Below are 25,794 nucleotides of genomic sequence, written 5' to 3'. Positions count from 1 at the left end.
GGGTGCGGGGGCGGGGGGCGCTCCGGGGGGGCGGCGTGCGCGGCGGGGGGCCCACGGTATGGGGGGCGGGGGCGGGGTATCCACACCGGGCGGACCCTGGGGCGGCGGAGGCGGGGGGGGCGCTGGTGGCGAGGCCGGTCAGGGCCAGGCCGGCGAGGGACGTCTTGACGAGGGTGCGGCGCGTGAGGTCAGTCATGCCGTCCACTGTTGTGAGCGCCCATGAACGGAAAGTGAGGTTGAGGTAAAGGAACCCGGACCTTGACTGAAAACACCCGCTCCGCATATTCTGAACGAACGGTCGGTAATTTATTAGGAGCAACCATGGCATCGCAGAATCTGCAGTCAGTGCCCGCTGAGCTGTCCCCGGAGGAGCAGGAGCGGGAGGCAGCCGGTCAGGCGTATTTTGATCGCATCATTTCGGAGGACTCGCGCATCGAACCGCGCGACTGGATGCCGGCGGCTTACCGCAAGACTTTGCTGCGCCAGATCTCGCAGCACGCACACTCGGAAATCATCGGCATGCAGCCGGAAGCCAACTGGATCACCAGGGCGCCGAGCCTGAAGCGCAAGTCCATCCTCATGGCCAAGGTCCAGGACGAGGCCGGCCACGGTCTCTACCTTTACTCGGCCGCCGAGACCCTGGGCCAGTCCCGGGACCAGATGATGGAAGACCTGATTGCCGGCAAGGCCAGGTACTCGTCCATCTTCAACTACCCCACGATTTCCTGGGCAGACATGGGGGCGATCGGCTGGCTTGTTGATGGCGCCGCCATCTGCAACCAGGTGCCCCTGTGCCGTGCCTCGTACGGTCCTTACGGTCGTGCGATGGTGCGCATCTGCAAGGAAGAATCGTTCCACCAGCGCCAGGGTTTCGAGATCCTGCTGGAACTCGCCAACGGCACGCCTGCTCAGAAGCAGATGGCCCAGGACGCAGTGAACCGTTGGTATGCGCCGTCGCTGATGATGTTCGGCCCGCCGGATGACGATTCACCCAACTCCAAGCAGTCCATGGCCTGGAACATCAAGCGCTTCAGCAATGACGAGCTGCGCAGCCGGTTCGTCGGAATGATGGTGGAGCAGGTCCGGGTCCTCGGCCTGACCCTGCCTGACGAGGACATCCGTTTCAACGAAGAAACCAAGAAGTGGGAGCACGGACCCCTGGACTGGAACGAGTTCAAGGAAGTCCTGGCCGGCCGCGGCCCCTGCAACTCGCAGCGCGTAGAGCGCCGCCGCGAGGCACACGAAAACGGTGCCTGGGTTCGCGAAGCCGCAGTGGCATACGCCCGCAAGCAAGCACAGAAGGAACACGCAGCATGAGCCCACACGGCAACCCGGAAGCACCGGGCAGCGCCTCCAGCGAAATCAACCGCGAAGCCCCAAAGGTTGCGGCCACCACTGAGGAGCACCAGGAATCCCCATGGTCCCTGTGGGAGGTCTTCGTGCGTTCCAGCCGAGGCCTGTCCCACGTACACGCCGGTTCTCTGCACGCTCCGGACGCCGCCATGGCTCTCCGGAACGCCCGCGACCTCTACACCCGCCGCAACGAGGGCGTGTCCATCTGGGTTGTCCCGGCCGAGGCGATTTCCTCCAGCGATCCTGATTCCAAGGGCTCCTTCTTCGAGTCCCCGCAGGGCAAGGACTACCGCCACGCAACGTACTACACCAAGAGCGAAGGCGTGAAGCACCTGTGACTACCAAAGACACTGACTTCGCCATCGAAGGCCACGGGGACATTTCCGTGGGCGTCCACGGAGCCGGCGCTTCGGGCGACGGTTCCGCCAGCGCCACCCGCATCACACCGGGCAATGCGCTGCGTCCCGAAGACATCGCCCTCGAAATCAGCCGCGGGCAGGTCAAGCCCAGCGAGGACGTTGCAGAGTTTGCGCTGCGCATCGGCGACGACGGCCTGATCCTCGCCCAGCGCCTGGGCCACTGGATTTCCCGTGCTCCCGAGCTGGAGGAAGACATCGCGCTGGGCAACATTGCCCTGGACCAGTTGGGCCATGCGAGGTCGTTGCTGACGTATGCCGGCGCCGCTTGGGGCAAGTCCGAGGACGACCTCGCCTACTTCCGCCGCGAGCACGAGTTCCGCTCCGCTCACCTCTTTGAGCAGCCCAACGGCGACTTCGCAGTCACCATTGCCCGCCAGTTCATCGTGAGCTTCTACCAGTACGAGCTCTACACAAAGCTCATGGAGTCCACCGACGCCACCCTCGCTGCCATCTCCGCGAAGGCCGTCAAGGAAGTGGATTACCACCGCGACCACAGCGCCCAGTGGGTACTTCGCCTGGCCGGCGGCACGGAGGAGTCCCGCGAACGCATCATCCAGGGCTTCAAGCTCGTATGGCCATACGTGGACGAACTCTTCGAGGACGATGAGCTCACCACCCGCCTGGCTGAGGCCGGCGTCGCGGTGCAGCCCTCCAGCCTCCGCGCTGGTTTCGACCGCCTCGCCGGGGAAATCATGGCCGAGGCCGAGCTGGAAATCCCCGGCGTCCCGCAGTCCCTGGGCGGTGGCCGCCGTGGCAAGCACTCCGAATTCCTGGGCTACATCCTTGCTGAAATGCAGGTCCTTGCCCGTGAACACCCCGGCGCGAGCTGGTGACCAGCATGACGACGCAGTCACGGACGCAGGAACGTACCGCTGAGCAGCGGGCCTGGGACATTGCGTCCACGGTCTGCGATCCGGAGATCCCGGTCCTCACCATCGAGGACCTGGGGATCCTGCGCGGTGTGCGGGTAGCCCCGACTGAAGCAACGGCCCAGCACGACGGCGGCACCTCACGTACCGCCGTCGAGGTCACCATCACGCCCACCTACTCCGGGTGCCCCGCGATGGACGCCATTGGCGACGATCTGCGGACAGCCTTCGAGAAGGAAGGCTACGCGAGCGTGCACATCAACCTGGTGTTGTCGCCGGCGTGGACCACGGACTGGATGACGGATTCCGGGAAAGCCAAGCTGGAGGAGTACGGGATTGCCCCGCCCACCGGCATGGCTGCGGCCGGTGGCCACTCCGGTCCTGTCCGCTTGAGCCTTGCCGTGAAATGCCCGCAGTGTTCGTCATTGAACACTAAGGAACTCACCCGCTTTGGTTCCACATCCTGCAAGGCGTTGTTCGTCTGCCAGGACTGCAAGGAACCGTTCGACTACTTCAAAGTCCTCTAAGGAAGCAGCCATGACCACCGAAACACAGACGGCCAGCCGCCGTCGTGCGTCTTTCCACAACCTGACCGTCGCGGAAGTCCGGCGCCTCACGGACGATGCCATTGAGGTCACGTTCGGTGTTCCCGCCGAGCTGGCCGGCCAGTACGACTACCTTCCGGGCCAGTACGTGGCATTGCGCACCACGCTTCCCGACGAAGCCGGGGAGCCGCACGAGGTCCGCCGCAGCTACTCGATTTGCGCAGAGCCGCGCAGCTTCGCGGACGGCAGCAGCGAGATCCGGGTGGCCATCAAGAAGGACCTTGGCGGCATCTTCTCCACGTGGGCCAACGCCGAACTGAAGGCCGGCGACGTCCTGGATGTCATGAGCCCGCAAGGTGCGTTCATTTCGCGCCACGGCAAGGACGGCTCGTCCGTCCAGCACAACGTCATGAATTCCATGAACCACCCGGAGGAGCTGGCAGGGGAGCCCGGCAGCTTCGTGGCCATCGCCGCCGGTTCGGGCATCACGCCGGTGATCGCGATTGCGCGGACGCTGCTGGCCGCCAACCCGGAAACCACGTTCGACCTCGTTTACGCCAACAAAGCAGCCATGGACGTCATGTTCCTCGAGGAGCTGGCGGACCTGAAGGACAAGTACCCGTCGCGCCTGGCGCTGCACCATGTGCTGTCCCGCGAACAGCGCATTGCGCCGCTGATGACCGGGCGTATTGATTCCGAGAAGCTGCAGGCACTGCTCAGCAGTGCCATCCGTGCCGAGGATGTGGACGAGTGGTTCCTGTGCGGACCGTTCGAACTGGTCCAGCTGTGCCGCGACACTCTCGCAGCCCGCGGCGTGGAACCTGAGCATGTCCGCTTCGAGCTGTTCACCACCGGCCGCCCGGATCGTCCCGAGGGCAACGCGGGCCGACCTGTTGTGGCGGACGAGTCGCAGGACACGTACAAGATCACCTTCACACTGGATGGCCTCACCGGCGACGTCGCCAGCCCCACCCATGCCCGCGAATCCATCCTCAACGCGGCCCTTCGTGTCCGCCCGGACGTTCCCTTCGCGTGTGCCGGTGGCGTCTGCGGCACCTGCCGCGCCAAGTTGATCACCGGTACGGTGACCATGGACGAGAACTACGCCCTTGAACAGGACGAGCTGGACAAAGGCTATGTCCTCACCTGCCAGTCCCACCCCACCAGCGAAGAAGTTACCGTCGACTTCGACGTCTAAGGAGTCCCATGATCGAGCTCTCCATTGCCAACGGCATTGCCGAAATTGTCCTCAATTCCCCCGAAAAGCTGAACTCGCTCAACGAGGACGCGCTGGCCGAACTGGGTAAGGCGTACGACGACGCTGCTGCCGCCGCCTCACGTGGAGAGGTGCGGGCGCTGCTCCTTCGCGGAGAGGGACGCGCCTTCTGTGCCGGCCGCGACATTGCCGCTGTGACTCCGGAAACCGACGACGCACAGGCCTACCTCGGTGGCCTCGTGGAGCCGCTGTTGAAGAAGATGGCCGCCTTCCCGACGCCGACATTCGCTGCCGCCCACGGCGCTTGCCTGGGAGTAGGGCTGGGGTTGTTGCTGGCCACTGACGTTGTGTACGTGGCGGAGAACGCCAAGTTTGGTTCTCCCTTTGCGAAGCTGGGGGCCACGCTGGACTCGGGCGGACACTGGTACTTTACGGAGCGGCTCGGAATGCACCGCACCCTGGACCTGATCTACACGGCCGACCTCATCTCCGGGGCCGAAGCAGTGGCCCAGGGGATGTTCAGCAGGGCGATGCCTGCCGATGTATTGCTTGACGAGACCCGGGAGATCGTTTCGCGGGTAGCTGTCGGGGCAACCGAAGCATTCAATGCATCCAAGGAACTCGTGGCCCACATCCGTGACCAGCGCCTGGGCCTGTGGGCATCCATGGCCGAGGAGAACGCCGAGCAGGCCCGGCTGTGCAAGACCGACGACTACGCCGAGGGCTTCCGGGCTTTCCAGGAGAAGCGCGCGCCGGTTTTCAAGGGCTAGCCGCGGCCGGTCCCGCCCAAGCTGAGGGGCTGCCCGGGCATTCCCTACACAAAGCCGTTCAGGAGCTTGTAGCCGGCCACTTTTCCTTCCAAGGAGATGACGGCCACGCCATTCTCCGTTGTATTCACGTCGGTGAGGGCACCGTAAGTGAATGCCGGGACGGCTGTGCCGCCCTTGATACACGGGAACGCTGAGAAAGATCCTGCGCCGGGAGCATCCTGGTATGGGCCACGAGGGGGCATGGTGTACGTCGTCTCCTTGAGGCAGACGAACACGTCCTCGAACGATGTGCCACGGTATTTCCCGGCGGAGGTGTCCCAAAGGTTTGCGCTCCAAAAGGTGCCTGCAATAACCCTGTCTCCAGGGGTTAATGACGGCAAAAGGCCGTAGTCGCCCCAGCTCCGGACTTCTACCGCCTTGGTTTCCCAAGCAGCGTTGCCGGTGAGGGGATCGTAGCCGACCAACTTTGATAGACCACCACGATATTTTCCGGAGGGGAATTCAATGTGGCCCTCGGTGTACTCGCACCGAACAGGGAATGCCTCGCCACCTTCCAACTTGGTGGCTGTGGTTCCAATTGTCTTGGCGCACTCAACTTGCGATCCTTCCGATGTCCAGAGAACCCGGGCGCTTGAAGCCCGGAAGCCTACGGTCTTAGTGGATTCGCGCAGGTTCAGTGAGAAGGTTTGCTCGGAGAATTTTTCGGGTGCGAGATCCGTGGGATTGATTCCAACGGAGCCAACGTAGAGGTCCAGCTTTTCGGAGTAGATGAAGTGCCAGCCCATGCCGGTGTTGGCCCCTTTGCCAAAGATTTCTTCTATCCCGACTTCCCAGAGCACCTCGCCGTAGGAGATGTGGGCCAGCTTTTCGACGCCGTCCGTCACCACCGAGTAAAGTTCTTTGCCCACTGGTCGGAAGTTCCCGATGAGGGGGTTGATGTCGGGACCACCCGATTCCTCGCCGGATTCCAAGTCCACCCAATGTTCCACAGTGTGGGCTGATTCATCGAAGGCGATGAAGCACATGTCTTGGATATCGTCGCAGGCGAAGGGACGAGTGCTGATCAGCTCTTCCCTGCCGCGATAGATTTCCTTTCCTGTTCCAAGGTCAAAGGCTACGGGGGCTGTCCACCATGCCACGCCGCCGTCATTGGCTGGTGGTGTTGCCGCCTGCAGGAAGATCGCGGCGCTCTTGCCAGTGGAAGTCCTGGTCACAACCGGTTCCAGCGGGACACCAGGTGCTTCGTACCCGGGATGAACGGGCTGCGTCCACAGCTCTTTGCCGTCTGCAACAGAGATGGCATGGGCCGCAACGCCTGCCGCGCTCTTGGCGTAAACCAGCGCAACACCGTCGGCCACCACAGGCTGACCGATGGGATCGAGCGCAACTTCCCATGCCGCCGTCGCGGTTTCCGTGCTTCGCTCAACCGGAGCCACGGTTGGTGCTGGCGTGCTTGTGGCAGGCGCAGCTTGAGGCGTGAGGAAAGTGCACGAGGACAGCAGAATCGCTGCCCCTACGGCCGTGATGGCTAGTCCCACAGACTTTAGTCGGGTTGTCAGCGCAGACGCTGAAGAATTCATGGTTCCCCCAGGAACGGAAGGTTCAGCACCTGGAGGGTGTGGTTCCAAACCAAAAAAGGGCCAGCTGGGCGTGGCTCAAGTAGAGAATACAGCCTGCCGACGGCTACTTAGCCGTTCCTCCCGCCAGCAACTTGGCGATCTCCTCGTTGGAGAGTTTCATCCACGCTGAGTCGGAGGAACCCTGCAGGGCCGCCTCGGGGCTCTGCGTTTGGACCCACCATTTGGCTTCGAAGACGTGCTGGTCAAGCATCACCCGGTCACCCTTGCGGTAAACGGTGGTGGCCGACCAAGCCGGGTAGGTTCCGGCGGGAACGGTGACTTCGGGTGCTGGGCGGTCACCGGGAAGAACCGGACCGATCAGCTTCCATGGCGCCGCGGCGCCGTCGTGGACCGGGTCATTGGGCACGTCATCCTTTGTCCACCACTTGGCCTCGTACACGTTGCCCTGCCAGACGATCCTGTCTGATTGCACGTAGGTGGCCACGGGGGACCAGATCGGATAGGGACTGGTGGCGGGGTCGTCCACTACCGCCGTGGCAGTGGTTGTGCCGATGGGCAACGCGGAGCTGGGGGCGTCAGTGACCTTGGAGTCGATGTCGGCTCCCAGGACGTCGGAGAACCGGGTGCTGCCTTGCGCCACACCACTGCAAGCGTCGGACACTACTGTGAGGGTGGGATAGTTCGGCCCGCATTCGGCGTCCCGGTTCAAGGACCACATGGACATCCTGCCGATGCCTTTGCCCTGCGCGAAGTCGTGAAGGCCTTGGGCGTCGGCCAGGGTGAACACGTCGGCCACAATGTCGTTCTGGCCGATCATGGGCGTGAGGCCGATCCTGCGCCACAGCGTCTGTGCACCCAGGTTCTGTTGCGCGGCAGAGTAGATATCACCCAATTGGGCATGGGTGGCTTCTGCCGCCGCGATGGAGGCCTGCAGCATGGACTGCCCGGCAACCCGGCTTTCGCCATAGTCCATGGTCATGATGTTGACGCCGGCAAGTTCCACTCCGGCGGCAAGCATTTGCGCGACGGCGGCAGTCGCGTCAGCGGTCAGCCCGGCTGGGGCCACGGGGAGCGTGAGCCAGACGGACAGGTTCTTGTCTTCCGCCTGCCGGTCTTTCTGCAGAGCTGTGATGGCTTTGGCCTGCCGCGCAATGGCAGCCTTGTCAGCCAGAGCGGTGCCTTCGATGTCCAGGTCAATGGTGGACAGGTCGTAGCGGTCCACCACGGCCGAATAGGCCTGCTGCAGCCGTGCGTCATCAGTGCAGGCGGTGGAAAGTTCCCGGTTTGATAGCCCGCCGAAGGAGACTGCGATGTCTCCACCGGTTTGCCGGAGCCGGGCGATGCGCCGGTCCAGGTCCAGTTCCGTGGCGGCCGCTTCAAGGCTGTAGAAGGATCCCCAGGAAGGTGTGCACCCATCCTTCGCATCGGCCACGATGAAAGCCAACGCCACTGACTTGGTGTTTTCTGTGGCTGGTTGCTCGAATGCGTACCGTGGGGTCGCGGTTACATCAACGTATCCGGTGAAGACCGATGGTGAGGCTGCGGCCGCCCGGGTGTCTGTGTAGGTGCGCCAGGAAACGACGCCGGCGCCCACCACTGCCGCAATCACAGCGACAAGAACGGAGAGCCGAATCCAGGACAACTTTCGCCCAGGAAAGTGTTTCGACATAAATCCCCCAACGTTGACACTGGAAATGCGCGCGACTGGATGTTATTAGCCTCTTGACAAAGCCTAAAAGTGTCCAAATGATTTCCGTCGATTGCACGCGAATCATAAGGTACCTGTTATCGATTACTATAAGGGCAATCGGCGACGCTTTTGCTACGAAAAGGCGGACGTTCACCGGACATCGGGCTTTTTGGCCCGGTCACAGTCTGATGGGGAACTATGACGGACCAGTTGGTTGTTTCACCTGAACTTGCGCGGGATTCCGGTTTGCTTCCCCCTGAGCGCCTGGAAAATGCCGTACGTAAGCGTCAGTGGGGATCCGAGCGTCGCTCCGAGCCCTTGGCAATTGTTCATCCAACGCCCTCTTCACGAAAGATCGTGCTCGGCAGGCTGGCTATTTTGGTGACGGTGGGAGCGTGGATTTATTACGTTGTCTCCACCATCATTCGGCAGTTCGTTGACAACCCAAACTCCGGGTTCCGATTCGGGTTCGAATCGATTTCCTACCTCATTGTGGTCACTTTCCTGACCTTCTCAGCCCTCATGTACCTCATGGCGCGGCAAGGAGCCCTCTATCGGTTTAAGGAACACCGGCGGGTACCCCGCGGAGAGCTGGATAACCATTTTGCCCATTACAGCGAGGCCGTGACGGTTTTGGTGCCGTCCTATGCCGAAGAACCACAGGTTGTGAGGGGAACGCTGTGGTCGGCCGCTCTTCAGGAATTCCCGGATCTGCGAGTGGTGTTGTTGCTCGATGACCCTCCCAACCCCACTGAGCCGGAGAAGATTCAACGCCTTGACCAAACCCGTGCGTTGGCAGGTCACATCGAAGACGCGATGTCGGCTCCGGCAGGGCGGGTCAACAAAGCCCTTGCAGCCTTCAGGGAGCGGCAAGGTTCAGATGCCAATGAGACCGGAGAACTCCAGCTGCTGATCGGCGAGTATGAGGCAGCCGTTGAATGGTTGGAGACGATGGCTGAGGCTGAGTCGGTTGAGGACCACGTGGATGAATTCTTCGTGGACCTGGTCATTATGGGACTGGCGCGCGAACTTCGCCTGGTGTTATTGGCGCTCAAAGCAGCCACTGCCCAGAATGCTGCCCCCAGCCCGGAACGCATGGAGCAGCTTTATCTTCGCCTCACCTGGATTTTCAACGTCCGCACGGAGACGTTTGAGCGCAAGAAGTACGCCAGCCTCTCCCATGAGGCCAACAAAGCCATGAACCTCAATGCCTACATCTCCCTCATGGGCAAAAGGTGGCGCCGGGAAGAAACTGCCGGAAGCGTGGTGCTGCGGCCTTCTCTGGTTCCGCGTGAGGACGACCTCCTGGTTCCGGACAGCACATATTTGCTGACTTTGGACGCGGACTCCCTGCTCCTGCGGGACTATTGCCTGCGATTGGTCTATTTCCTTGAGTCTGCCGGCAATGAACGTGTGGCGGTGACGCAAACGCCGTATTCATCGTTCCGCGGCGCCCCCACCAGGATCGAGAGAATCGCAGGCGCCACAACGGACATCCAGCACATTCTCCACCAAGGCATGACCTATTACGGTGCCACGTTCTGGGTGGGAGCCAACGCGATCATCCGCAAGTGCGCGCTTGAAGACATCGTGGAAGTGGAGACAGTGGGCGGGTTCGAAATCCGTACCTACATTCAGGACCGCACGGTCATTGAGGACACCGAGTCCAGCATCGACCTGGGAACCCATGGCTGGAAACTCGTCAATTATCCGGAGCGCCTGAGTTACAGCGCCACACCACCTGACTTCGGCTCACTTGTGGTGCAACGGCGGCGCTGGGCCAACGGCGGGTTGCTGATCCTTCCCAAGCTGTGGAACCAGCTGTCCCATAGGCGCAGCCAACGGCAACGGATACTCATCCGCGAAGTGCTGCTGCGGGTGAACTATATGGCGTCCATAACGTGGGCCAGCTTTGGACTCCTCTTCCTGTTGGCCTACCCCTACGACAGCAGGCTGCTCAGTCCGGCCGTCTTCATCGCCGCCCTCCCGTACTTCCTGTGCATGGGTTCGGACCTTCGCGACTGCGGGCACCGGTTCAGCGACATTTTCCGGATCTACGGCTTCAACCTCATCCTGCTCCCGGTCAACCTGGCCGGAGTTTTGAAGTCTCTCCAACAGGGGCTGACGGGGGATAAGATCCCCTTTGTCCGTACACCCAAGGTGAAGAACCGGACCGCTGCGCCGGCCATCTATGTGTTGATTCCGTACGCAATCGTCGCGTTCTCAATCCTGACAATCTGGAGGGACGCCCAGCAGGGTAATTGGGGAAACGTAGCCTTCGCGTCGTTGAATGCCGTCCTGGCCATGACCTGCATCCAGGCATACATCGGCATCTGGAATTCTGCGGTGGACGTCTTTCTCGGTGCCATCAACTGGCTTTACGTGACTCCCAAATCCAAGGCCAAGCCGGAGTCCCTCGTAGTGCCAAAGACCGCGGAGGAAGTGGACTGGGAATCGATTCTCTACCACGGCGACCGCAGGCTTAACCGGGACCTCCGCGGCGGAACCGACCGCCGTCGTCGTATCTCTTTGCGGTGATGCCCGTAGCTGCGACCGGGCAACCCTGAAACGCATCGGTATCATTAAGCGATGAGTGACGTTGCACGTTCCACCATCGCCTTCGAGGGGTTTTTCGCCCGGGACTTCCCGGAGTTGTCCATTCCGTGGCGGGCGGAGGAGGCAGCCGACCCGCAGCTTCTGGCACTTAACCAGCCACTCGCCGTCGAACTCGGTTTTGATCCTGATTTTCTCCGGAGCCCCGAGGGCATTCGGCTGCTGATCGGTAATGCCCTACCGGAGGAAGCAACTCCAGTAGCTCAGGCATACTCGGGTCACCAGTTCGGCTGGTACTCACCCCGGTTGGGGGATGGGCGTGCCCTGCTGCTGGGTGAAATCGCCGGCGACGACGGGAAGCTCCGCGATATCCACCTCAAAGGCTCGGGGCGCACGCCGTTTGCCCGGAATGGTGATGGACTGGCAGCGGTCGGCCCGATGCTGCGCGAGTACATCGTGAGTGAATCGATGCATGCCCTGAACATTCCCACCACCAGAAGCCTTGCCGTCGTCGGGACAGGGCATCAGGTTCAGCGTGAAACTCTCCTGCCGGGGGCCGTTCTGACCCGGGTGGCCAGCAGCCACCTGCGCGTAGGTAGTTTCCAATATGCCAGGGCCACTAACGACGTGGATCTGCTCCGTCGCCTTGCTGATCACGCAATCGAACGACACCACCCGTCGTCGGCCGGGGAAAGCAACCCTTACCTTGCACTTCTCAACAGCGTCATATCGGCCCAAGCGAAACTTGTGGCCCAATGGATGCTGGTCGGATTCGTGCACGGCGTCATGAACACCGACAACATGACAGTTTCCGGCGAAACCATCGACTACGGCCCGTGCGCCTTCATGGATGGCTTTGATCCCGGGGCGGTTTACAGCTCCATTGATGAACAGGGACGCTACGCCTACCGCAACCAGCCATTGGTTGCGGAGTGGAACCTTGCCCGTTTCGCCGAGTCGCTCGCGCCGCTGATCCACGAGGACGAGGAGCAGGCGGTGGCCCTTGCTGTTGAGGCGCTGAACGCGTTCCGCCAGCAGTACAGCGCCACATGGTTCAGCGGCATGCTGGCCAAACTTGGGCTGCCTGAGGGAATTGACGACGGCGTTGCCTCACCTCTGGTGGATGACCTTCTTGAGCTGGTCCAGGAGTCGCGCGCGGATTACACCTCGTTCTTCCGCAGCCTCGGCGAAGCGGCCCGCGGGCAGGGTGAACCCTCCCGCGGCATGATTCTGGACTTGGCAGCGTTCGATGCCTGGCTGGAACGTTGGCGTGCCCTGGCGCCTGATGCCGATGCCATGGACAGGGTCAACCCGATCTATATCCCGCGCAACCACCTGGTGGAGGAGGCCCTGTCCGCCGCAACAGAGGGGGACACCGCCCCGGCGGAGCGGTTGCTGGCGGCGGTGTCCGACCCGTTCAGCGAACGCCCGGGATTGGAAAAGTATGCTGAGCCAGCGCCGGAGAGCTTCGGTCCCTACCGGACCTTCTGCGGCACGTAAGGGGCCTGGCCCGGACGGCTCGAAACCCAGCAACCCTACCGTGAGTGACGCACGATCGCCAGGAGCTCCTCGCGGAGAATGCCGGAGTCCAGATTGATGGCTGACAGCACAATGCTCTCCAAACGGTGGGACTGTTCGAGCAGCGCCAGCCCCACTTCGGTAATCGACACCAGTTGGCTGCGGCGGTCGAAGCGGTTGGGCTGGCGGAGAATATAGCCTCGGGATTCAAGCCTGGACAGCAGTGGTCCCATGGTTTGGGCTTGGACGCGTACGCTTTCCGCAAGCTTTCCCGGCGTGATGGGCCCTGCGGTTGCCACCGTATCAAGGGTGAGTACTGCCGGGTACGTCAGCCCCAGGGGTCGCAGCTTCTCATTCCATGCCAGCTCCACGAGCCGCGCCGCAGTGGACAGCAACCGGCTGGTTGGCCATCGGTCCATGTCAGGCATTGAGGCACCCCAGCTTTCCCAAAGTAGTCAGCTTACTTACTAGGTTACATGAGTAACGCCGGGGCTGGACTGTGCGGGGTAGGACGGAGCGCTTTGCCCGCATCCCATCTCAGTGCAGTTGGCTGTCCGCTGGCGTAGCCCGCCAGGAGTGAAAGGGTACGGTCAACCCTGCGCGTGTTGGTGCGCAGGTGAACGGTCCGGCGGCTGCGGCCAACCCAGGCGCCAACGGGACGACCCGCACTAGTTGGAGTTCGTTGCGGCCTGAAGCGGCCCGGATGGTGAGGGCGTCGCCTTGGCGACTGATCCGGATTCGGACCCGTCCGCCGGTCCATTCCGGGACAGGCGCCAGGGACCAGTCCGAGAAGCCGTCCGTGACCACCGCGCCCAGTTGAGCGGCGCCGTCGGCAAATTCCACGCCCGCCTTGACCCAATGCTCGGCGCTGATGCGGACGAAGATGCCTGCTTGGTCGAACTGTTGGGAGAACGCGGCAGTGAACTCAACCTCCATGGCGCTGTCCTGTGGGAACGGGGCAAGCAGCGCATGTTCGGTGTCGTGAATGAAGCCGTAGGACGTGATGCGCCAGGCGTCACTGCTTTCGGCTGCAGTCACCAGAAGGTCACCTTCCTGCTCGACGACGGCGGCTGGCTGGTTGGTCCATGCGCCTCGGTTCCAGGGAATGTCAGTGATCACAGGGCTCCTCGAGTTTGGGTGGATAGGGTTCTGGTGCCAAGGGCTCCAGCGTCCTCGGCGCTGGCTCCCACAGTTCAACACGCCAATTTCTTCCCCGCTGACTAGGACACGATACCCACGTACCACGAAAGTAGTACGCAAGTGAACACCTGGGGGTGACGCGTCCGGCGCTGCAAAAGGCGAGGCTGGATGGAGAGCACACCGTGTGCTCTGGAGAGGCATGGTTGAAGAGGTCAGTTAAGAAATTGCTCGTGGCGGTGACTGCCGTCGGAGCCGTGCTCGCGGTGGGACTGGCTACCACCACTGTGGTGGATGTGGTCGCGAGTGAGTCCGAGAGTCATCGGATCGAATCCTATGGCCAGCGGGTGGACATTGACGGCGGCCAGATGAACGTCTTCGTCAGCGGAGCCGGGGAGACAATCGTGCTCTTGCCGGGATTTGGTACCTCTTCCCCTGTCCTAGATTTCGCGCCACTGGTCCGGGACCTCGCCACGGATCATCGCGTGATTGTGGTGGAACCGTTTGGATACGGTTTGAGCGATGGCACGGATCGGGAGAGGACCACGGAGAACATCGTGCAGGAGGTCCATCAGGCACTCGCGAAACTCGACGTTGACCGTTACATCCTGATGGGACACTCCATCGCGGGGATCTATGGGATTGAGTACGCCGCCCGCTATCGGGAAGAAGTGACGGCGTTCGTGGGCATCGACTCGAGCGTTCCCGGACAACCTGGCATGGACGCACAGTTCCCCACAGGACTCCTGTCCGCTGCGAAGAACCTCGGCCTTCTCCGCCTCGCGGCCGCTGCCGGCGAAGGCTACAGCGACGCATACTCCGCTCACTCCCGTGAGCAGATGAAGATGCTGACCAACCGGAACTCCATCAGCCCGACCTATCTCAACGAGATGACCCACATTCGCACCAACTTCGAGCGCGCACTCGGGACCGGGTTCCCCAAGGACCTGCCGCTGCTGCTTTTCGTCGTTTCGGAGAATGCGAAGAATCCGGAATGGCTGGGGCTGCACCAAAGGCAGGCGGCGAGCGTTGCGGACGGTACCGTGGTGCCCCTTCCGGGGGAGCACTACCTCCATCACACCCATGCGGCAGAGATCGCCAGCGGGTTCCGCGACTGGGGGACCGACAGACCGGTCATCTGAGAACAGCTGGAAACGAAAGTGTCCCGCCTGATGGGGGATCAGGCGGGACACTTCAACTCTAATGGTGCTAGCTGGTAATTGACCGGGTGCCGATACTTTTTGCTCGTGTCAGGCCCCTGCAACGGGGGGGGCCCCCCCCCCCCCCCAACACCCCCCCCCCCCCCCCCGTGCCCTCCCGGGCCCCCGCCCTCTTGCGTTTGCGGTGAGCTGCTTAGCGGCTCAGGCTCACGGTGAAGGTTTTGGGTCCGCTGAGGGTGACTGCGATTCCGCAGTTTTCTGCAGCTGCCCGGTGTGACAGGGATTGGATGGCGGCGTCGATGGTGTGGTCGATGGCCGACTTGTCCCAGATTTTCAGCGTGATGGAGTCAGTATGTGTCGTCATTGTCAGTACTTTCACTCAGGCCGTTAACAGCCCCAAGCCTCTTCGCCCGGGGCCGCATCCTCGTCGGTGAGGATTGCTGATTCAGCTTGTATGGGAAACGAATTCCCTCATTCATGGTTCATGGTGCCCACCACGGTTGACAAGCGAATCCGGCCAAGTGTGACCGATTACACGTTGCTGATTACTCTGTGTAACCCGTACTGACACTGAGCTCCCGCCAACGGTCCAACCCGGCAAGTCCAGCGTGTAAGCCACCAACTGCACCTTCGGCGCACCTTCCCCACCTGCTTTGAAGGCCCACTCCCCGGAAAGTGGCCCGATGTGGTTGTTTTCGCGTTCAGGCGAGGTCAAAGCCGGTGGTGAAGAGACGGACAACTGCGAACAAATAGCACCGAAATCTCCCAGTCATTTCCCGTCAAACCCTTGACGATGCTGTGGAACCGCTGGTAAATCTTGTTGGCGGAAAGCGTTTTCTCACCCACCCCACCATCGCCCATCAATCTTGGTTGGCAATGCGGCGCATGAGTGAAACGTTCCAATCCGGGGCGGGCAGACCCACTGCCGCCCAGCATCAAAGGAGATGTTCTTTGACTCACCCCTCGAAATGTTCCTACCGCAACTCCCGCGCTCGTTCGTGGAAGGCGGTTCCCCTCGCAGCATCTGCTTCACTCGCCGCCGCCGCCATGGCGCTGACCGGTGTCCCGCTCGCGCAGGCTGCTCCTGCCCAAGTCCCGCAGGCAGCGCAAGCCAACCTTCCCGGCGTCGTGCCTGCCGCGAAAGATCCAGCCGCGCTGAAACGCCAGGTGGAAAACCTTGACCGCGCTCCGGTTGCCGTCCTGACCGATCACGGTGTCACGGTGAGCTGGCGCATGCTGGGCTTGGACAAGGACAGCATCGGCTTCCAGGTCCTGCGCGACGGCGTCAACATCACCCCGGAGCCCCTCCGCAACGCCACCATGTTCGTGGACGCCGACGGCACTGCGGAGTCGAGCTACGTCATCAAGACTGTTGGCAACGGACAGGGGCAGGACAAGCTGACCGAAGCCGTGAAGCCGCTGACCCAGAACTATCTGGCCATCAAGCTGGACAAGCCTGCCGATGGCGTCACGCCGGACGGCAAGGCCTACTCCTACTCCGCCAACGACGCCACGGTGGCGGACCTCGACGGCGACGGCAAGTACGAGGTCATCCAGACATGGTCGCCGTCCAACGCCAAGGACAACTCCCAGTCCGGTTATACGGGCAACGTCTACGTGGATGCCTACAAGTTGGACGGCACCAAGCTGTGGCGCATCGACCTGGGACGAAACATCCGCGCCGGCGCGCATTACACGCAGGTCCTGGCCTACGACTTCGACGGCGACGGCAAGGCCGAGGTGTCCCTCAAGACAGCTGATGGCACCCGGGACGCGGCAGGTACCGTGATTGGAAACGCCGACGCCGACTTCCGCAACTCGGCGGGTTATGTCCTGGCCGGCCCTGAATTCCTTACCGTCTTCAAGGGCGACACCGGAACCATCATGGACACGGTCGCGTATGAGCCCGAGCGCGGAACAGTGGCCAGTTGGGGCGATAACTACGGTAACCGCGTGGATCGTTTCCTGGCCGGCGTGGCCTACCTGGACGGCGAACACCCCTCCATGATGTTCAGCCGCGGTTACTACACCCGCACGGTGCTGGTCACGTACGACCTCGTCAATGGCAAGCTCGTGAAGCGCTGGAGCTTCGATTCCAACCTCGCCGGGGATGAGTACAAGGGGCAAGGGAACCACAACTTGTCCGTCGCTGACGTTGACCAGGACGGCAAGGACGAGTTCGTCTTCGGCTCCATGACCATCGATGACAACGGCCAGCCGCTGTACAACACCAAGCTCGGCCACGGCGATGCCATCCACACCGGAGACCTCGACCCATCACGGCCCGGACTGGAAACGTTCGCCGTCCACGAAAGCATGAGCCAGAGCGGTAATCGCGGGGCAACGTTCCGTGATGCCGCCACCGGTGAAGTGCTGTGGAGCATCCCTGCCATCAAGGACACCGGCCGAGGCGCGGCAGGCGATATTGATCCGCGGTACGCGGGAGCTGAAGGGTGGGCCATCGGCGGTTCTGCGGCGTGGGATTCACCCGTTGGCCAGCTCATGTCCGCCAATGGTGAGTTGATCGCGGAGAAGATCCCAGCTGCCAACTTCCTGGCCTGGTGGGATGGCGACCTGCTCCGCGAAATCGTGGACCACGACTACGATGCCACCGTGTCCCGCGGCGTACCCACCATCTCCAAGTGGAATTGGGAAACGGAAACCAGCGACCGGCTCCTGACCGCTGAAGGTGCCCGCAGCAACAACACCACCAAGGGCAACCCTTCCATTCAGGCCGACATCCTGGGTGACTGGCGCGAAGAGATCGCCTGGCCGTCCACGGACAGCACCGAATTGCGGATCTACACCACCACGGCTCCCACGGAGGTGCGGCTGCGGACGCTGATGCACGACACCGTGTACCGGACGGCCGTTGCCCGGGAGAATGTTGCCTACAACCAGCCGCCGCACCCGAGCTTCTTCATCGGTGAGGGCATGCAGGCTCCGGCGATTCCCGCCGTCGTTTACACCGGCGCGAAGAAGTAGCGCACAGCAGCAACGCGGGGTCACTTACGGCCCATTCGGGCGCCTTTTATGGGCGGTAAGTGACCCCGCGTTGCTTTCTGGAGTCAGTCGATAACCCGGCCATTCTGAACAAGGTACTCCAGGTGTTCGGAAATGTCGGCCAGCACGGAGATATCCGCCACCGGGTCGGCTCCGAGGACCAGCATGTCAGCGTCTGCCCCAGCTGCGATCACACCCAGTTCGCCTTCGCGCTCAAGCAGCAGGGCCGCCGTCGTGGTTGCGGAGCGGATGGCGTCAATCGCGGGCTGGACCTTGCCGAGCAGCCTGAACTGCTCGTTCTGGTGGCGGTGCATGCCACCCAGGAGGTCCGAGCCGAAGGCCATTTTGACGCCGGCCTCGTGGGCACGCGAGATCGCTTCGAGGCCGCTGGTGAGGACGGAATCCACCTTGGCCCACATTTCCTCCGTGAGCCCGAATTCCTTGCCCTCTTCCTTCAGCGCCCAGTACGTGACCAGCGTGGGGACCAGGAACGCGTCCTTTTCGAGGAACAGCTTCAGGCTCTGGTCGTCCAGGAGGTTGCCGTGTTCGATCGAGCGGACGCCTGCCTCCAGCGCACGGTTGATCGCCCGGGCGGTGTAGGCGTGGGCGGCGACGTAGCGGTTTGCCGCCTCGGCTTCTTCGACCGCTGCGCGCATCTCCTCCATGGAATACTGCGTGGAGTCGATGCGGTCCGTGGGGGAGGATACGCCGCCGGAGGCCATGATCTTGATGTGGTGGGCACCCTTGCGGATCTCGTCGCGGGCGGCTGCCCGGACCGCGTCAACGCCGTCCGCCACGCGGCCGATGCCGCAGCATCCACGACCATTGGGATCGTGGTCTTCGCCCGGCAGGCGCATGTCTCCGTGACCGCCGGTCTGGCTGAGGGCATGGCCGCAGAAGTGTATCTTCGGTCCCTCCAGCAGTCCTTCCTCCTGTGCCATGGCCAACCCGAAGTCGGCGCCGGACAGGTCGCGCACGGTGGTGAAGCCGCGGCGCAGCATTTCTCCCATGATGCGGGCAGTCTGCGCGTAGACATACGACGCCGGCGTGTAGGTCAGTGACCGGAAGTCAGCGCTCGAGGCGACCACATGGACGTGGGCATCAATCAAGCCGGGAATGACAAACTTGCCAGTGCCGTCGATGACCCGCGCGCCGGCAGGCGCTTCGGCATTCAGCCCGACGCTGCTGATCTTCCCGTCAACGCTGACGACGTCGGCAGTTGAGTAGGTGCCAGCTTCAACGTCCAGGACGCTGGCGTTGCGGATGACCAGGGGAGTGCTTTCTGGGGCGGTGCTCATTTAAACGTTGTCCTTCGCTGGTTCTTCGGTGCCTTCAGGGACTTCGGTGGGGTGGGCTTCAAAGGCCTGAACAAGGTGGGCCACGTTGGAGCTGACGACGTCGACGGCGATTCCCACACTTTGCTGCGTGTACTTGCCTTCTGCATCAAGGAGCGCCAAGACGCCCACCACGTTGTGCTCCCGGTCGAGGACCGGCACGTTGATGACAGCGCCGCAGCCCAGTTGCTGGATGAGTTCTGAATCTGTGAAAACGTCCCGGAGTGCTGTCAGGTCCGTGGCCAGGAAGGGCTTCTTGTCCTCGATGACCGTCCCCAGCCAGCCCGGTGAGATCTCCACTGTCTTCTCGGCCCCCACCGGATACTCGTCCGGGTGGCTGGTGAAGAGGCGTTTGAGACTGGAACGCTGCGGGATCCACTGCAGTGCAGTAAACAGAATGACTCCTGGTTCCTGCTGCATGGCCTCGAAGGTCTGCTGGAAAACTGCGTCTGTATTCATCACTCTTACTTGCTTTCTGCCGCTGCCGGGTCATGCTCGGCGCGGGCGTTGATGTTCTCCAACGACTTGCCCGCGGTGGAGGCGCCGAAGATGACCACGCCCAGGACGCCGATGGTCAGCACCACGGTGGTCATGGTGAACACGCCACCGAAGCCGAGGGAGGCGGCGAAGATGCCGATGATGGACGGTGCAAGGATGCTGCCGATGCGACCCACTGCGCTGGCCAGGCCAACACCGGTGGCGCGCATCCATGTGGGGAAGAGTTCCGGAGTGTAGGCGTAGACGCCGGCGTAGGTGCCGTTGAGGAAGAAGGACAACGTTGCAGCGGCCAGCAGGATCATGCCGGAATCGTTGGACTGGCTCAGCCAGAAAGCGCTGATGGCCGATCCCGCCAAGTAAAGGGCGATGGTGTTCTTGCGGTCAATCCGGTCACACAACCAGGCGGCGGAGAAGTAGCCGGGGATCTGTGCCAGGTAAATGAGGATGGAGAACTCGAAGCTCTTGGTGATGGTGATGCCGCGTCCTACAAGGAGCGTTGGAATCCAGGAGAAGAAGCCGTAGTAGGAGAACGTAATCACGAACCAGATCAGCCAGATCACGGCGGTCCGGCGACGCATGGCCTTGGACCACATGAACTTCAGGGCGTTCCAGATGCTGATCTTTTGTTCGTGCTTGGTGATCTCTTCCGCTGCGGGTGGCAGGGCCGGGAGTGGTTTGCCCGTGGCTTTCACTACACTCTGCTCAAACCGGTCCACCACTTCGGTTGCCTCTGCGATGCGGCCCCGGCTGATGAGGAAGCGTGGGGACTCGGGCAGGCTGCGACGCCACCAGAGCAGGAGAAGGATGGGAACGGCGGTGATGACCTGCGCCCAGCGCCAGCCGTCCTCGCCGAGGGGAACAACGAATCGGCCGATCAGTGCCGCAGCCACGAAGCCAAAGGAGAAGAATCCGGCCAGGGTTCCAATGAACCAGCCGCGGCGCTTCGGGGGAATGAACTCCGACAGGAACGGGGCGATGATCACGCTTTCTGCGCCTGCGCCCAATCCTGCAAAGATCCGTGCAATCAGAAAGATTTCGAAGTTGGGGGCCATGGCAGCAACTACCGACATGAGGCAGTAGAAGGCCAGAGCCCACAGCATGACCTTCTTGCGGCCAAAGCGATCGCCCATCCAACCGGCAAGGATCGCGCCGAAGAAGAAGCCGAACGGGGCTGCTGAGCCCACCAGCCCGAGGCTGGCGGTGCTGAGGCCCCATAGTTCCTGGATACGGGGGAGGAGGAAGGCCACCACGGCACCGTCCATGCCGTCGAAGGAGTAGCCGAGGCCTCCTATGAGGAGAAGCTTGTAGTGTGGTCGACTGAGAGCCAGACGATCAAGGCGTGCTGTGAGTGACATGGTGATTCCTGCCAAAGTGGGCCAAGTTGTACATTTTTAGGAATATGCACGGATCTGTGCAGAAGCGATGTATCGAAGTTACGGCCAAAGTGTGAGGTAGGTCAATAGGTGGAAGAAGATTTCGACTCGTCAACGTTGACCGAGTGGCTGGATAGTCGTGTCCAGGGACGGAAGCTCGCGGCACGCCAAATGCAAGTGATCGGCATCCTCCGATCCCAGCCCCGCCTTGCCTCCTACGGCTCGGTCAGCGACATCGCCGCAGTGGCCGCCTCGAACGCCTCGACCGTGACCAGAACCGCGCAAACACTGGGATTCAAGGGGTGGGCAGACTTCCAATTTGAGCTGCGTTCACGGTTTCTTGCGTCGCTGAGCGCAGTGGAGGTTGCGGCCGAACACAACGGCCACATCAGTAGTCCTGCACAGGCGGCGGTGTCCACCGACCGGGCGAACCTGGCGCATTTCGAGCGCACTTTGGACGCCCACACTCTTCATAATATTGCGGAGGCGATCGCGGGCGCACGGCAGACTTACATCGTTGCCGCGGGTAGTTACGCGATCCCGGGCAAAGCTCTGGAGCACAACGCGATCATCGCCGGTTACAACGTCCGGCTCCTCGACGCCGACGTCGCCGCCCTCACCAACGCCATTGCACGGCTTGGTGCAGAAGACCTGGTCATCGCCATCAGCCTCTGGCGGGTCTACGACAGCACCATGCGGGCCGTCGAGATCGCGCACAACCTGGGCACGCCCATCGTTTCCATCACAGACAGCGCGGGATCGCCTGTCGCGGTGCATGCTGATCACAGGATTGTGGTGCCCACTGAAGGCGCCGGCTTCTTCCCGTCCCTGACAGGTGCGGTGTCCGCGGTCCAGGCGATCGCCGTCGAGCTTGCCTCCCTGGACCGTGAGCGTTCCAACCAGAACATCGCCGCCTCGGAGCGGACCTGGGACCAGATGCGGATCATGCATCCGCGAAGCAGTTCCTAGGTCCGCGCCCAGACAGGACTTACGACGCCGGGACCTCCTGCGGTGCATCGGCCGCCGCCGGCAGGTGGTGGCCGACCAGGGCCAGGTTCTGGATAACGGCCAGGCCGAACTGGGCGGTGTCGTTGGTGGACACGGTAGGGGCTTCATCGACCGGCTGAAGCACGTATGGCGGCAGGATCTTCTTGAGCGTGAAAGCCTCGGTGTGGTTCAGGTTCTCCCCGCCCTCGGCAAAGCTCTCCCACGCCAACTCCGCCAGTTCCGGCGAACCCAGCCGGGCCGCGGCATAGGCCGTCAGCCGGCTGTGCGCCTGGGTGAGGTAGATGCCCGCTAAAGGTTGGCCCACCTCTGCGGTCTGCTCCTCGGGGGTGGCCAGGAAGAGCCGGCAATACTGCATCCAGGCTTCCTCGAAGTCCTTGTCCGGCACCAAGCTGATCAGTTCGCTGCAGATTTCCACCAAACCGAACACGGCACTCAGGTGCGAGACGCTGATGACTTCCCTGCCGGCGTCGAACCTTCCTGCATCCAGGTCGTACAGCGCCTCGCCCGTCAAGAAGCCATACTTCAGTGCGCCGATGTCTGCCATGGTTCCGAGGAGTCGATCCCGTGAGCGCGGGTTGCCGGTACGCTCCCAATCGGTGAGCCACGTGGCGGCCAGGGAGCCCCAGTCCGTACCCAGCCCGACGCCCAAGGCGCCGCGGTCCGGACGGTACGTATCGGCGTCGGGCCTGACTTTGCGGACGGGGTCCAAGCCGAGGAAGTTCTGGTCGCTGTCCACCAGTTCGGTGAGGAGATCGCCGGTGCGCTCATCCGCGGTCAGGTAGTAATAGAAGCGCCGGTAGGCTGGCGTGCTGATGCGCAGCTGCTTGGCGCTGCAGCCCCAGTGCTGGACGTTGTGCCGTGAACCCAATCCGCGCCACGGACCCAAGTGGTAGACATCCACCTCACCGGTGTGGCGGGTCATGGCCTCGGCGTACCGGAAGACGTCCGCGCGCCCGGTACGCAGGTACATGTACCAGAGCCAGAGATCGGGGGAGAGCTCAGAGTTGTCCCACGCGTAGCCGCCCACGTCGTAGCGCCACACGTGCCGGTCGGTGTCGTAGGTGTGCATGACGTCGCCGTAGTTCCAGAATCCGTACCAGCGGCGCTGTTCGGTCTGGCCCTGGTAGAAGTCGAACAGGAAGTCCAGCTTGTCTTCCAGCTCCGCCCTCGCCGGAGCGCTGCGGTCCACCGGCGCCCAGTCACCAAAGACGCCTGCCGCGTGCAGATACTCGGGCGAGGGCTGCAGCAGCGGGGGAGTGGACGCGGACCGGGCATCCGCGGAGAGATTCTCCGTACTGGGGGTCGAGTCGTAGGCGAACAGCGTCAGTTCGTGCGTGCGGGCAATGCCCGTGGGGTTGCCAAAGCCCGGCTCGTAGTCCTCGTACGTGATTTCGAGGCCCTCAAGCTGGTCCTCGAACGTGTCCTGGCCCAGGCCGTCGTGATAGAAGCGGAGGTCCATCGGCTGGGCTTCGGGTGAGTAGAGCCAGGCAGTGACCGTCGCCTGATCGGTGGCTGCCCCGCGGATGTCCAGCTGCCCGGGGTGGGACTGCCAGAAGTCCCGGATGCCAACACCGAAGCCGCCACGGGCCTCGCTCAACGAGCAGAACCCGGCCGCCCTGGTGCCACCCGAAATCCCCACCCAGCCGTGGCCGGGAGCAGTCCGTTTGCGCAGGTCAAAGCCGTCGGCTGTCAGTTGCGTGAGGGTGTAGTCGTTCCAGCTCGGGATGAGATGGAGGCGCTCGGAAACCAGCGGACTCCATTCGCCCAGTGGCGGCGTTGGACGGCCGGCGATCTGCGCGGCGCGTACTTCCTCGCCGGGATCCCGCCGTAGTCCGGTCAGCCCGCGGACGGCCTCCACCAGGAATCCGTCGTCGGCCCCGGCGATCCGGACATGCCGATCATGCAGTTCGCTTTCCAAGGGCACCGTGAACTGGACGCCGAGCCCGGCAAGGAAATCCTGGTCGGCGTCGCCGTCCCAGATGAACGAGTGCATCATTCTCACGCTGCGGGCGCCCGCGTAGAAGTAGAAGCGGACGGTGAACGGGAGCCATTCCTTGGTGCCGTCATCGGCGCGGTGCGAGCCCTCCACCTTGACCACCGCGCGGACGGGACCAGCCTGCTCCACGGTGACGCTGGTGGTGTGGCCGGTGAAGCCCGTGCGGGTGGTGGTACCCGTACCCTCGGCCAGCCCCGACTGCAGCAGGCTCACCAGGCGGCCGTCTTTTGCCACCACTTCATTGGTGCGGCGGAGTTCGCTGAACAGGGAGTCGCCACTCCTGTGCAGGACCATCTCCAGTGTGCCCGTGGACACGGTGATGGTCCCTTCTTCTTCGGTGACCGTCACCTCGGTGGAGCGTTCGACGGCGGCTGCCGCGCCGCCGTCGTTCGCTTCAGTCGGGTGGGTGACGAAGTAGGTGTCAGCAGGCTGATCCGTTGCGCCAAGGGCAACGCCGCCCCACTTCAGCGAGCCATCGGGCCAGGTGGCAAGGGGCCAGGTTTGGGCGTTGACGGTGCTGCCGTTGGAGTCGAGAACCTTGAGTGCGGCCGCGTCGTGCACGGTGCCGCGTTGGAACGGCATTCCCCACGTCGTGCCGCCGCTGAGTCCGGCGGGCGGTTCGCCATCGATCCACGTGATCGGGGCGTGCTGAGTCATGGTCTATTCCACCTAAGAGTCTGGGAAAACGCTTTCTTGAGACGTTTCAATAACTTACCCGTGGTGATGCGGGGCCGCAAGGGGTGGTCAAGCCCTGGTCCATTGACACCCGTCCAGCCCGGGCGTATCGTACAACCAAATGGTTGTAGATCAGCTCAGTCCAGTACCCGAACGGGACCTCGAACTCGACCGCCTGTTCCAGGCATTGTCCGACGCCACCCGCAGGGACATCGTGGCCAGGGTGACGGCAGGGGAGTACTCGGTCTCCGGGTTGGCTGCGCTCTACGCCATGAGTTTCGCGGCCGTGCAGAAGCATGTTGCGGTCCTGGAACGGGCCTCCCTGGTGACCAAGGAGAAGCGTGGGAGGGAACAGATTGTGCGGGGGAATCACGATGGACTGCAAAAAGCCCGGCATCTGTTGGACCACTTCGAAATAATCTGGCGGCAACGGGCCAGCCGGATCGCGGACATACTCGCTGAAGATGACGAAAGGGATCTGCCATGACTGTTGTCAGCGTAAGCAAGGATGCTGAGGCCCTGAGCTTCACCATCGTGGCCGAATTCGATGCCGAGGTGACGCGCGTCTGGAGGATCTGGGAGGACCCACGGCAGCTCGAACGCTGGTGGGGACCGCCAACCTGGCCCGCCACTTTTGAAACCCACGAGTTCACTGCCGGGGGCAAGGCCGCCTACTACATGACCGGCCCGGACGGTACCAAAGCCCGCGGTTGGTGGAAGTTCACTACCATCAACGCCCCGGACCACCTGGAGTTTGACGACGGCTTCGCTGACGAGAAGGGTGAGCCCGTTGATGACCTCGGCATCACGCACGCCGTCGTGAAGCTCGAGCCCGTGGATAGCCGCACGCGAATGACCATCACCTCCAGCTTCGAGTCCGAGGAACAGATGCAGAAGATGGCCGAGATGGGCATGGATGAAGGAATGCGTGAGGCGATCGAGCAGATCGATGCCGTTCTTGCGGAACCGGCCAACGTCTGACGACTGAACCGAAAGCAAAAAGAAGCCGCCCCCCCCGGGGGGCGCCCCCCCCGCGGGGGGGGTGGTTTTTTTTCCCGCGGGCGGACGGCAACGGCCCCGGTGAGTGGGGGGCTGTT

The 25,794-nt window shown here is 62.6% G+C and carries 22 protein-coding genes; 13 read left to right on the top strand and 9 right to left on the bottom strand.

The genetic code is table 11. The features are described 5' to 3' along the window. The first annotated feature begins 321 nt into the window (after positions 1-321). From paaA to LN996_RS19145, 6 genes are read left to right on the top strand one after another with little or no spacing between them, the layout of a single operon-like run. Complete coding sequence (paaA, locus tag LN996_RS19170; protein ID WP_231342014.1) at positions 322-1,317, top strand: 1,2-phenylacetyl-CoA epoxidase subunit PaaA; 996 nt, start codon at positions 322-324, stop codon at positions 1,315-1,317. Next, positions 1,314-1,691, top strand: a complete 378-nt coding sequence (gene paaB / locus LN996_RS19165; RefSeq protein WP_231342012.1) for a 1,2-phenylacetyl-CoA epoxidase subunit PaaB — start codon at positions 1,314-1,316, stop codon at positions 1,689-1,691. Before paaA ends, paaB begins: the two co-directional genes overlap by 4 nt. Beyond that, positions 1,688-2,605: a 1,2-phenylacetyl-CoA epoxidase subunit PaaC gene (gene paaC / locus LN996_RS19160; protein ID WP_231342006.1), complete on the top strand. Its 918-nt coding sequence runs from the start codon at positions 1,688-1,690 to the stop codon at positions 2,603-2,605. The genes paaB and paaC overlap by 4 nt, the downstream gene beginning before the upstream one ends. Positions 2,606-2,610: 5 nt before the next feature. Next, a complete protein-coding gene (gene paaD, locus LN996_RS19155; protein WP_231342004.1) occupies positions 2,611-3,168 on the top strand; it encodes a 1,2-phenylacetyl-CoA epoxidase subunit PaaD in 558 nt (185 codons plus the stop codon). Between the two features lie 10 nt (positions 3,169-3,178). Further along, entirely contained in the window at positions 3,179-4,384 is a 1,206-nt protein-coding gene (gene paaE, locus LN996_RS19150) for a 1,2-phenylacetyl-CoA epoxidase subunit PaaE (RefSeq protein WP_231342000.1), read from the top strand. A gap of 8 nt (positions 4,385-4,392) precedes the next feature. Continuing rightward, positions 4,393-5,172: an enoyl-CoA hydratase/isomerase family protein gene (locus tag LN996_RS19145; protein ID WP_231341996.1), complete on the top strand. Its 780-nt coding sequence runs from the start codon at positions 4,393-4,395 to the stop codon at positions 5,170-5,172. 44 nt (positions 5,173-5,216) lie between these two features. Here the strand turns inward: LN996_RS19145 and LN996_RS19140 are convergent, their stop codons facing one another. Continuing rightward, positions 5,217-6,752: a hypothetical protein gene (locus tag LN996_RS19140; protein ID WP_231341993.1), complete on the bottom strand. Its 1,536-nt coding sequence runs from the start codon at positions 6,750-6,752 to the stop codon at positions 5,217-5,219. A 103-nt stretch (positions 6,753-6,855) separates the two neighbouring features. After that, a complete protein-coding gene (locus tag LN996_RS19135) occupies positions 6,856-8,421 on the bottom strand; it encodes a chitinase (RefSeq protein WP_231341991.1) in 1,566 nt (521 codons plus the stop codon). A gap of 219 nt (positions 8,422-8,640) precedes the next feature. On the opposite strand from LN996_RS19135, the gene LN996_RS19130 reads away from it, so the two are divergent. Together LN996_RS19130 and LN996_RS19125 are read left to right on the top strand one after the other, a co-directional pair. Next, on the top strand, positions 8,641-10,980 hold the full coding sequence (locus LN996_RS19130) for a glycosyltransferase family 2 protein (protein ID WP_231341989.1): 2,340 nt from the start codon (positions 8,641-8,643) through the stop codon (positions 10,978-10,980). Between the two features lie 51 nt (positions 10,981-11,031). Beyond that, on the top strand, positions 11,032-12,495 hold the full coding sequence (locus tag LN996_RS19125) for a YdiU family protein (RefSeq protein WP_231341987.1): 1,464 nt from the start codon (positions 11,032-11,034) through the stop codon (positions 12,493-12,495). Positions 12,496-12,530: 35 nt separating this feature from the next. On the opposite strand, the gene LN996_RS19120 is transcribed toward LN996_RS19125, so the two are convergent. Further along, positions 12,531-12,932, bottom strand: a complete 402-nt coding sequence (locus LN996_RS19120) for a MarR family winged helix-turn-helix transcriptional regulator (protein ID WP_231341985.1) — start codon at positions 12,930-12,932, stop codon at positions 12,531-12,533. A gap of 118 nt (positions 12,933-13,050) precedes the next feature. Next, positions 13,051-13,632: a DUF1349 domain-containing protein gene (locus LN996_RS19115; protein WP_231341981.1), complete on the bottom strand. Its 582-nt coding sequence runs from the start codon at positions 13,630-13,632 to the stop codon at positions 13,051-13,053. 224 nt (positions 13,633-13,856) lie between these two features. Here LN996_RS19115 and LN996_RS19110 point away from each other — a divergent pair, with 224 nt between their 5' ends. Beyond that, a complete protein-coding gene (locus tag LN996_RS19110) occupies positions 13,857-14,792 on the top strand; it encodes an alpha/beta fold hydrolase (RefSeq protein WP_231341980.1) in 936 nt (311 codons plus the stop codon). Between the two features lie 211 nt (positions 14,793-15,003). Here LN996_RS19110 and LN996_RS19105 read toward each other — a convergent pair whose 3' ends face one another. Next, on the bottom strand, positions 15,004-15,174 hold the full coding sequence (locus LN996_RS19105; protein WP_018778796.1) for a hypothetical protein: 171 nt from the start codon (positions 15,172-15,174) through the stop codon (positions 15,004-15,006). A gap of 587 nt (positions 15,175-15,761) precedes the next feature. Here LN996_RS19105 and LN996_RS19100 point away from each other — a divergent pair. Beyond that, positions 15,762-17,795 carry a rhamnogalacturonan lyase gene (locus tag LN996_RS19100; RefSeq protein WP_231341979.1) on the top strand — a complete coding sequence of 678 codons (2,034 nt, stop codon included), beginning with the start codon at positions 15,762-15,764 and terminating at the stop codon, positions 17,793-17,795. Between the two features lie 83 nt (positions 17,796-17,878). On the opposite strand, the gene LN996_RS19095 is transcribed toward LN996_RS19100, so the two are convergent. From LN996_RS19095 to LN996_RS19085, 3 genes are read right to left on the bottom strand one after another with little or no spacing between them, the layout of a single operon-like run. Beyond that, positions 17,879-19,111 carry an amidohydrolase family protein gene (locus LN996_RS19095; RefSeq protein WP_231341977.1) on the bottom strand — a complete coding sequence of 411 codons (1,233 nt, stop codon included), beginning with the start codon at positions 19,109-19,111 and terminating at the stop codon, positions 17,879-17,881. Then, positions 19,112-19,606 (bottom strand): GAF domain-containing protein, encoded by a 495-nt coding sequence (locus tag LN996_RS19090; RefSeq protein WP_231341976.1) that lies wholly within the window; start codon positions 19,604-19,606, stop codon positions 19,112-19,114. A gap of 5 nt (positions 19,607-19,611) precedes the next feature. Then, the gene (locus LN996_RS19085) at positions 19,612-21,000 is read right to left on the bottom strand and encodes an MFS transporter (RefSeq protein WP_231341972.1); all 1,389 of its coding nucleotides are present in this window, start codon (positions 20,998-21,000) and stop codon (positions 19,612-19,614) included. A 108-nt stretch (positions 21,001-21,108) separates the two neighbouring features. Here LN996_RS19085 and LN996_RS19080 point away from each other — a divergent pair, with 108 nt between their 5' ends. Beyond that, positions 21,109-21,987, top strand: a complete 879-nt coding sequence (locus tag LN996_RS19080) for a MurR/RpiR family transcriptional regulator (protein ID WP_159705853.1) — start codon at positions 21,109-21,111, stop codon at positions 21,985-21,987. 19 nt (positions 21,988-22,006) lie between these two features. Here the strand turns inward: LN996_RS19080 and LN996_RS19075 are convergent, their stop codons facing one another. Beyond that, on the bottom strand, positions 22,007-24,679 hold the full coding sequence (locus LN996_RS19075; RefSeq protein ID WP_231341971.1) for a Tat pathway signal sequence domain protein: 2,673 nt from the start codon (positions 24,677-24,679) through the stop codon (positions 22,007-22,009). 139 nt (positions 24,680-24,818) lie between these two features. On the opposite strand from LN996_RS19075, the gene LN996_RS19070 reads away from it, so the two are divergent. After that, positions 24,819-25,184 carry a metalloregulator ArsR/SmtB family transcription factor gene (locus tag LN996_RS19070; protein ID WP_231341970.1) on the top strand — a complete coding sequence of 122 codons (366 nt, stop codon included), beginning with the start codon at positions 24,819-24,821 and terminating at the stop codon, positions 25,182-25,184. Next, positions 25,181-25,678 (top strand): SRPBCC domain-containing protein, encoded by a 498-nt coding sequence (locus LN996_RS19065; RefSeq protein WP_231341968.1) that lies wholly within the window; start codon positions 25,181-25,183, stop codon positions 25,676-25,678. Before LN996_RS19070 ends, LN996_RS19065 begins: the two co-directional genes overlap by 4 nt. Positions 25,679-25,794 lie beyond the last annotated feature (116 nt).

The organism is Arthrobacter sp. AK01 (assembly GCF_021109375.1).
Classification (GTDB): domain Bacteria; phylum Actinomycetota; class Actinomycetes; order Actinomycetales; family Micrococcaceae; genus Arthrobacter.
This window is presented reverse-complemented; position numbering and strand designations above follow the sequence as displayed.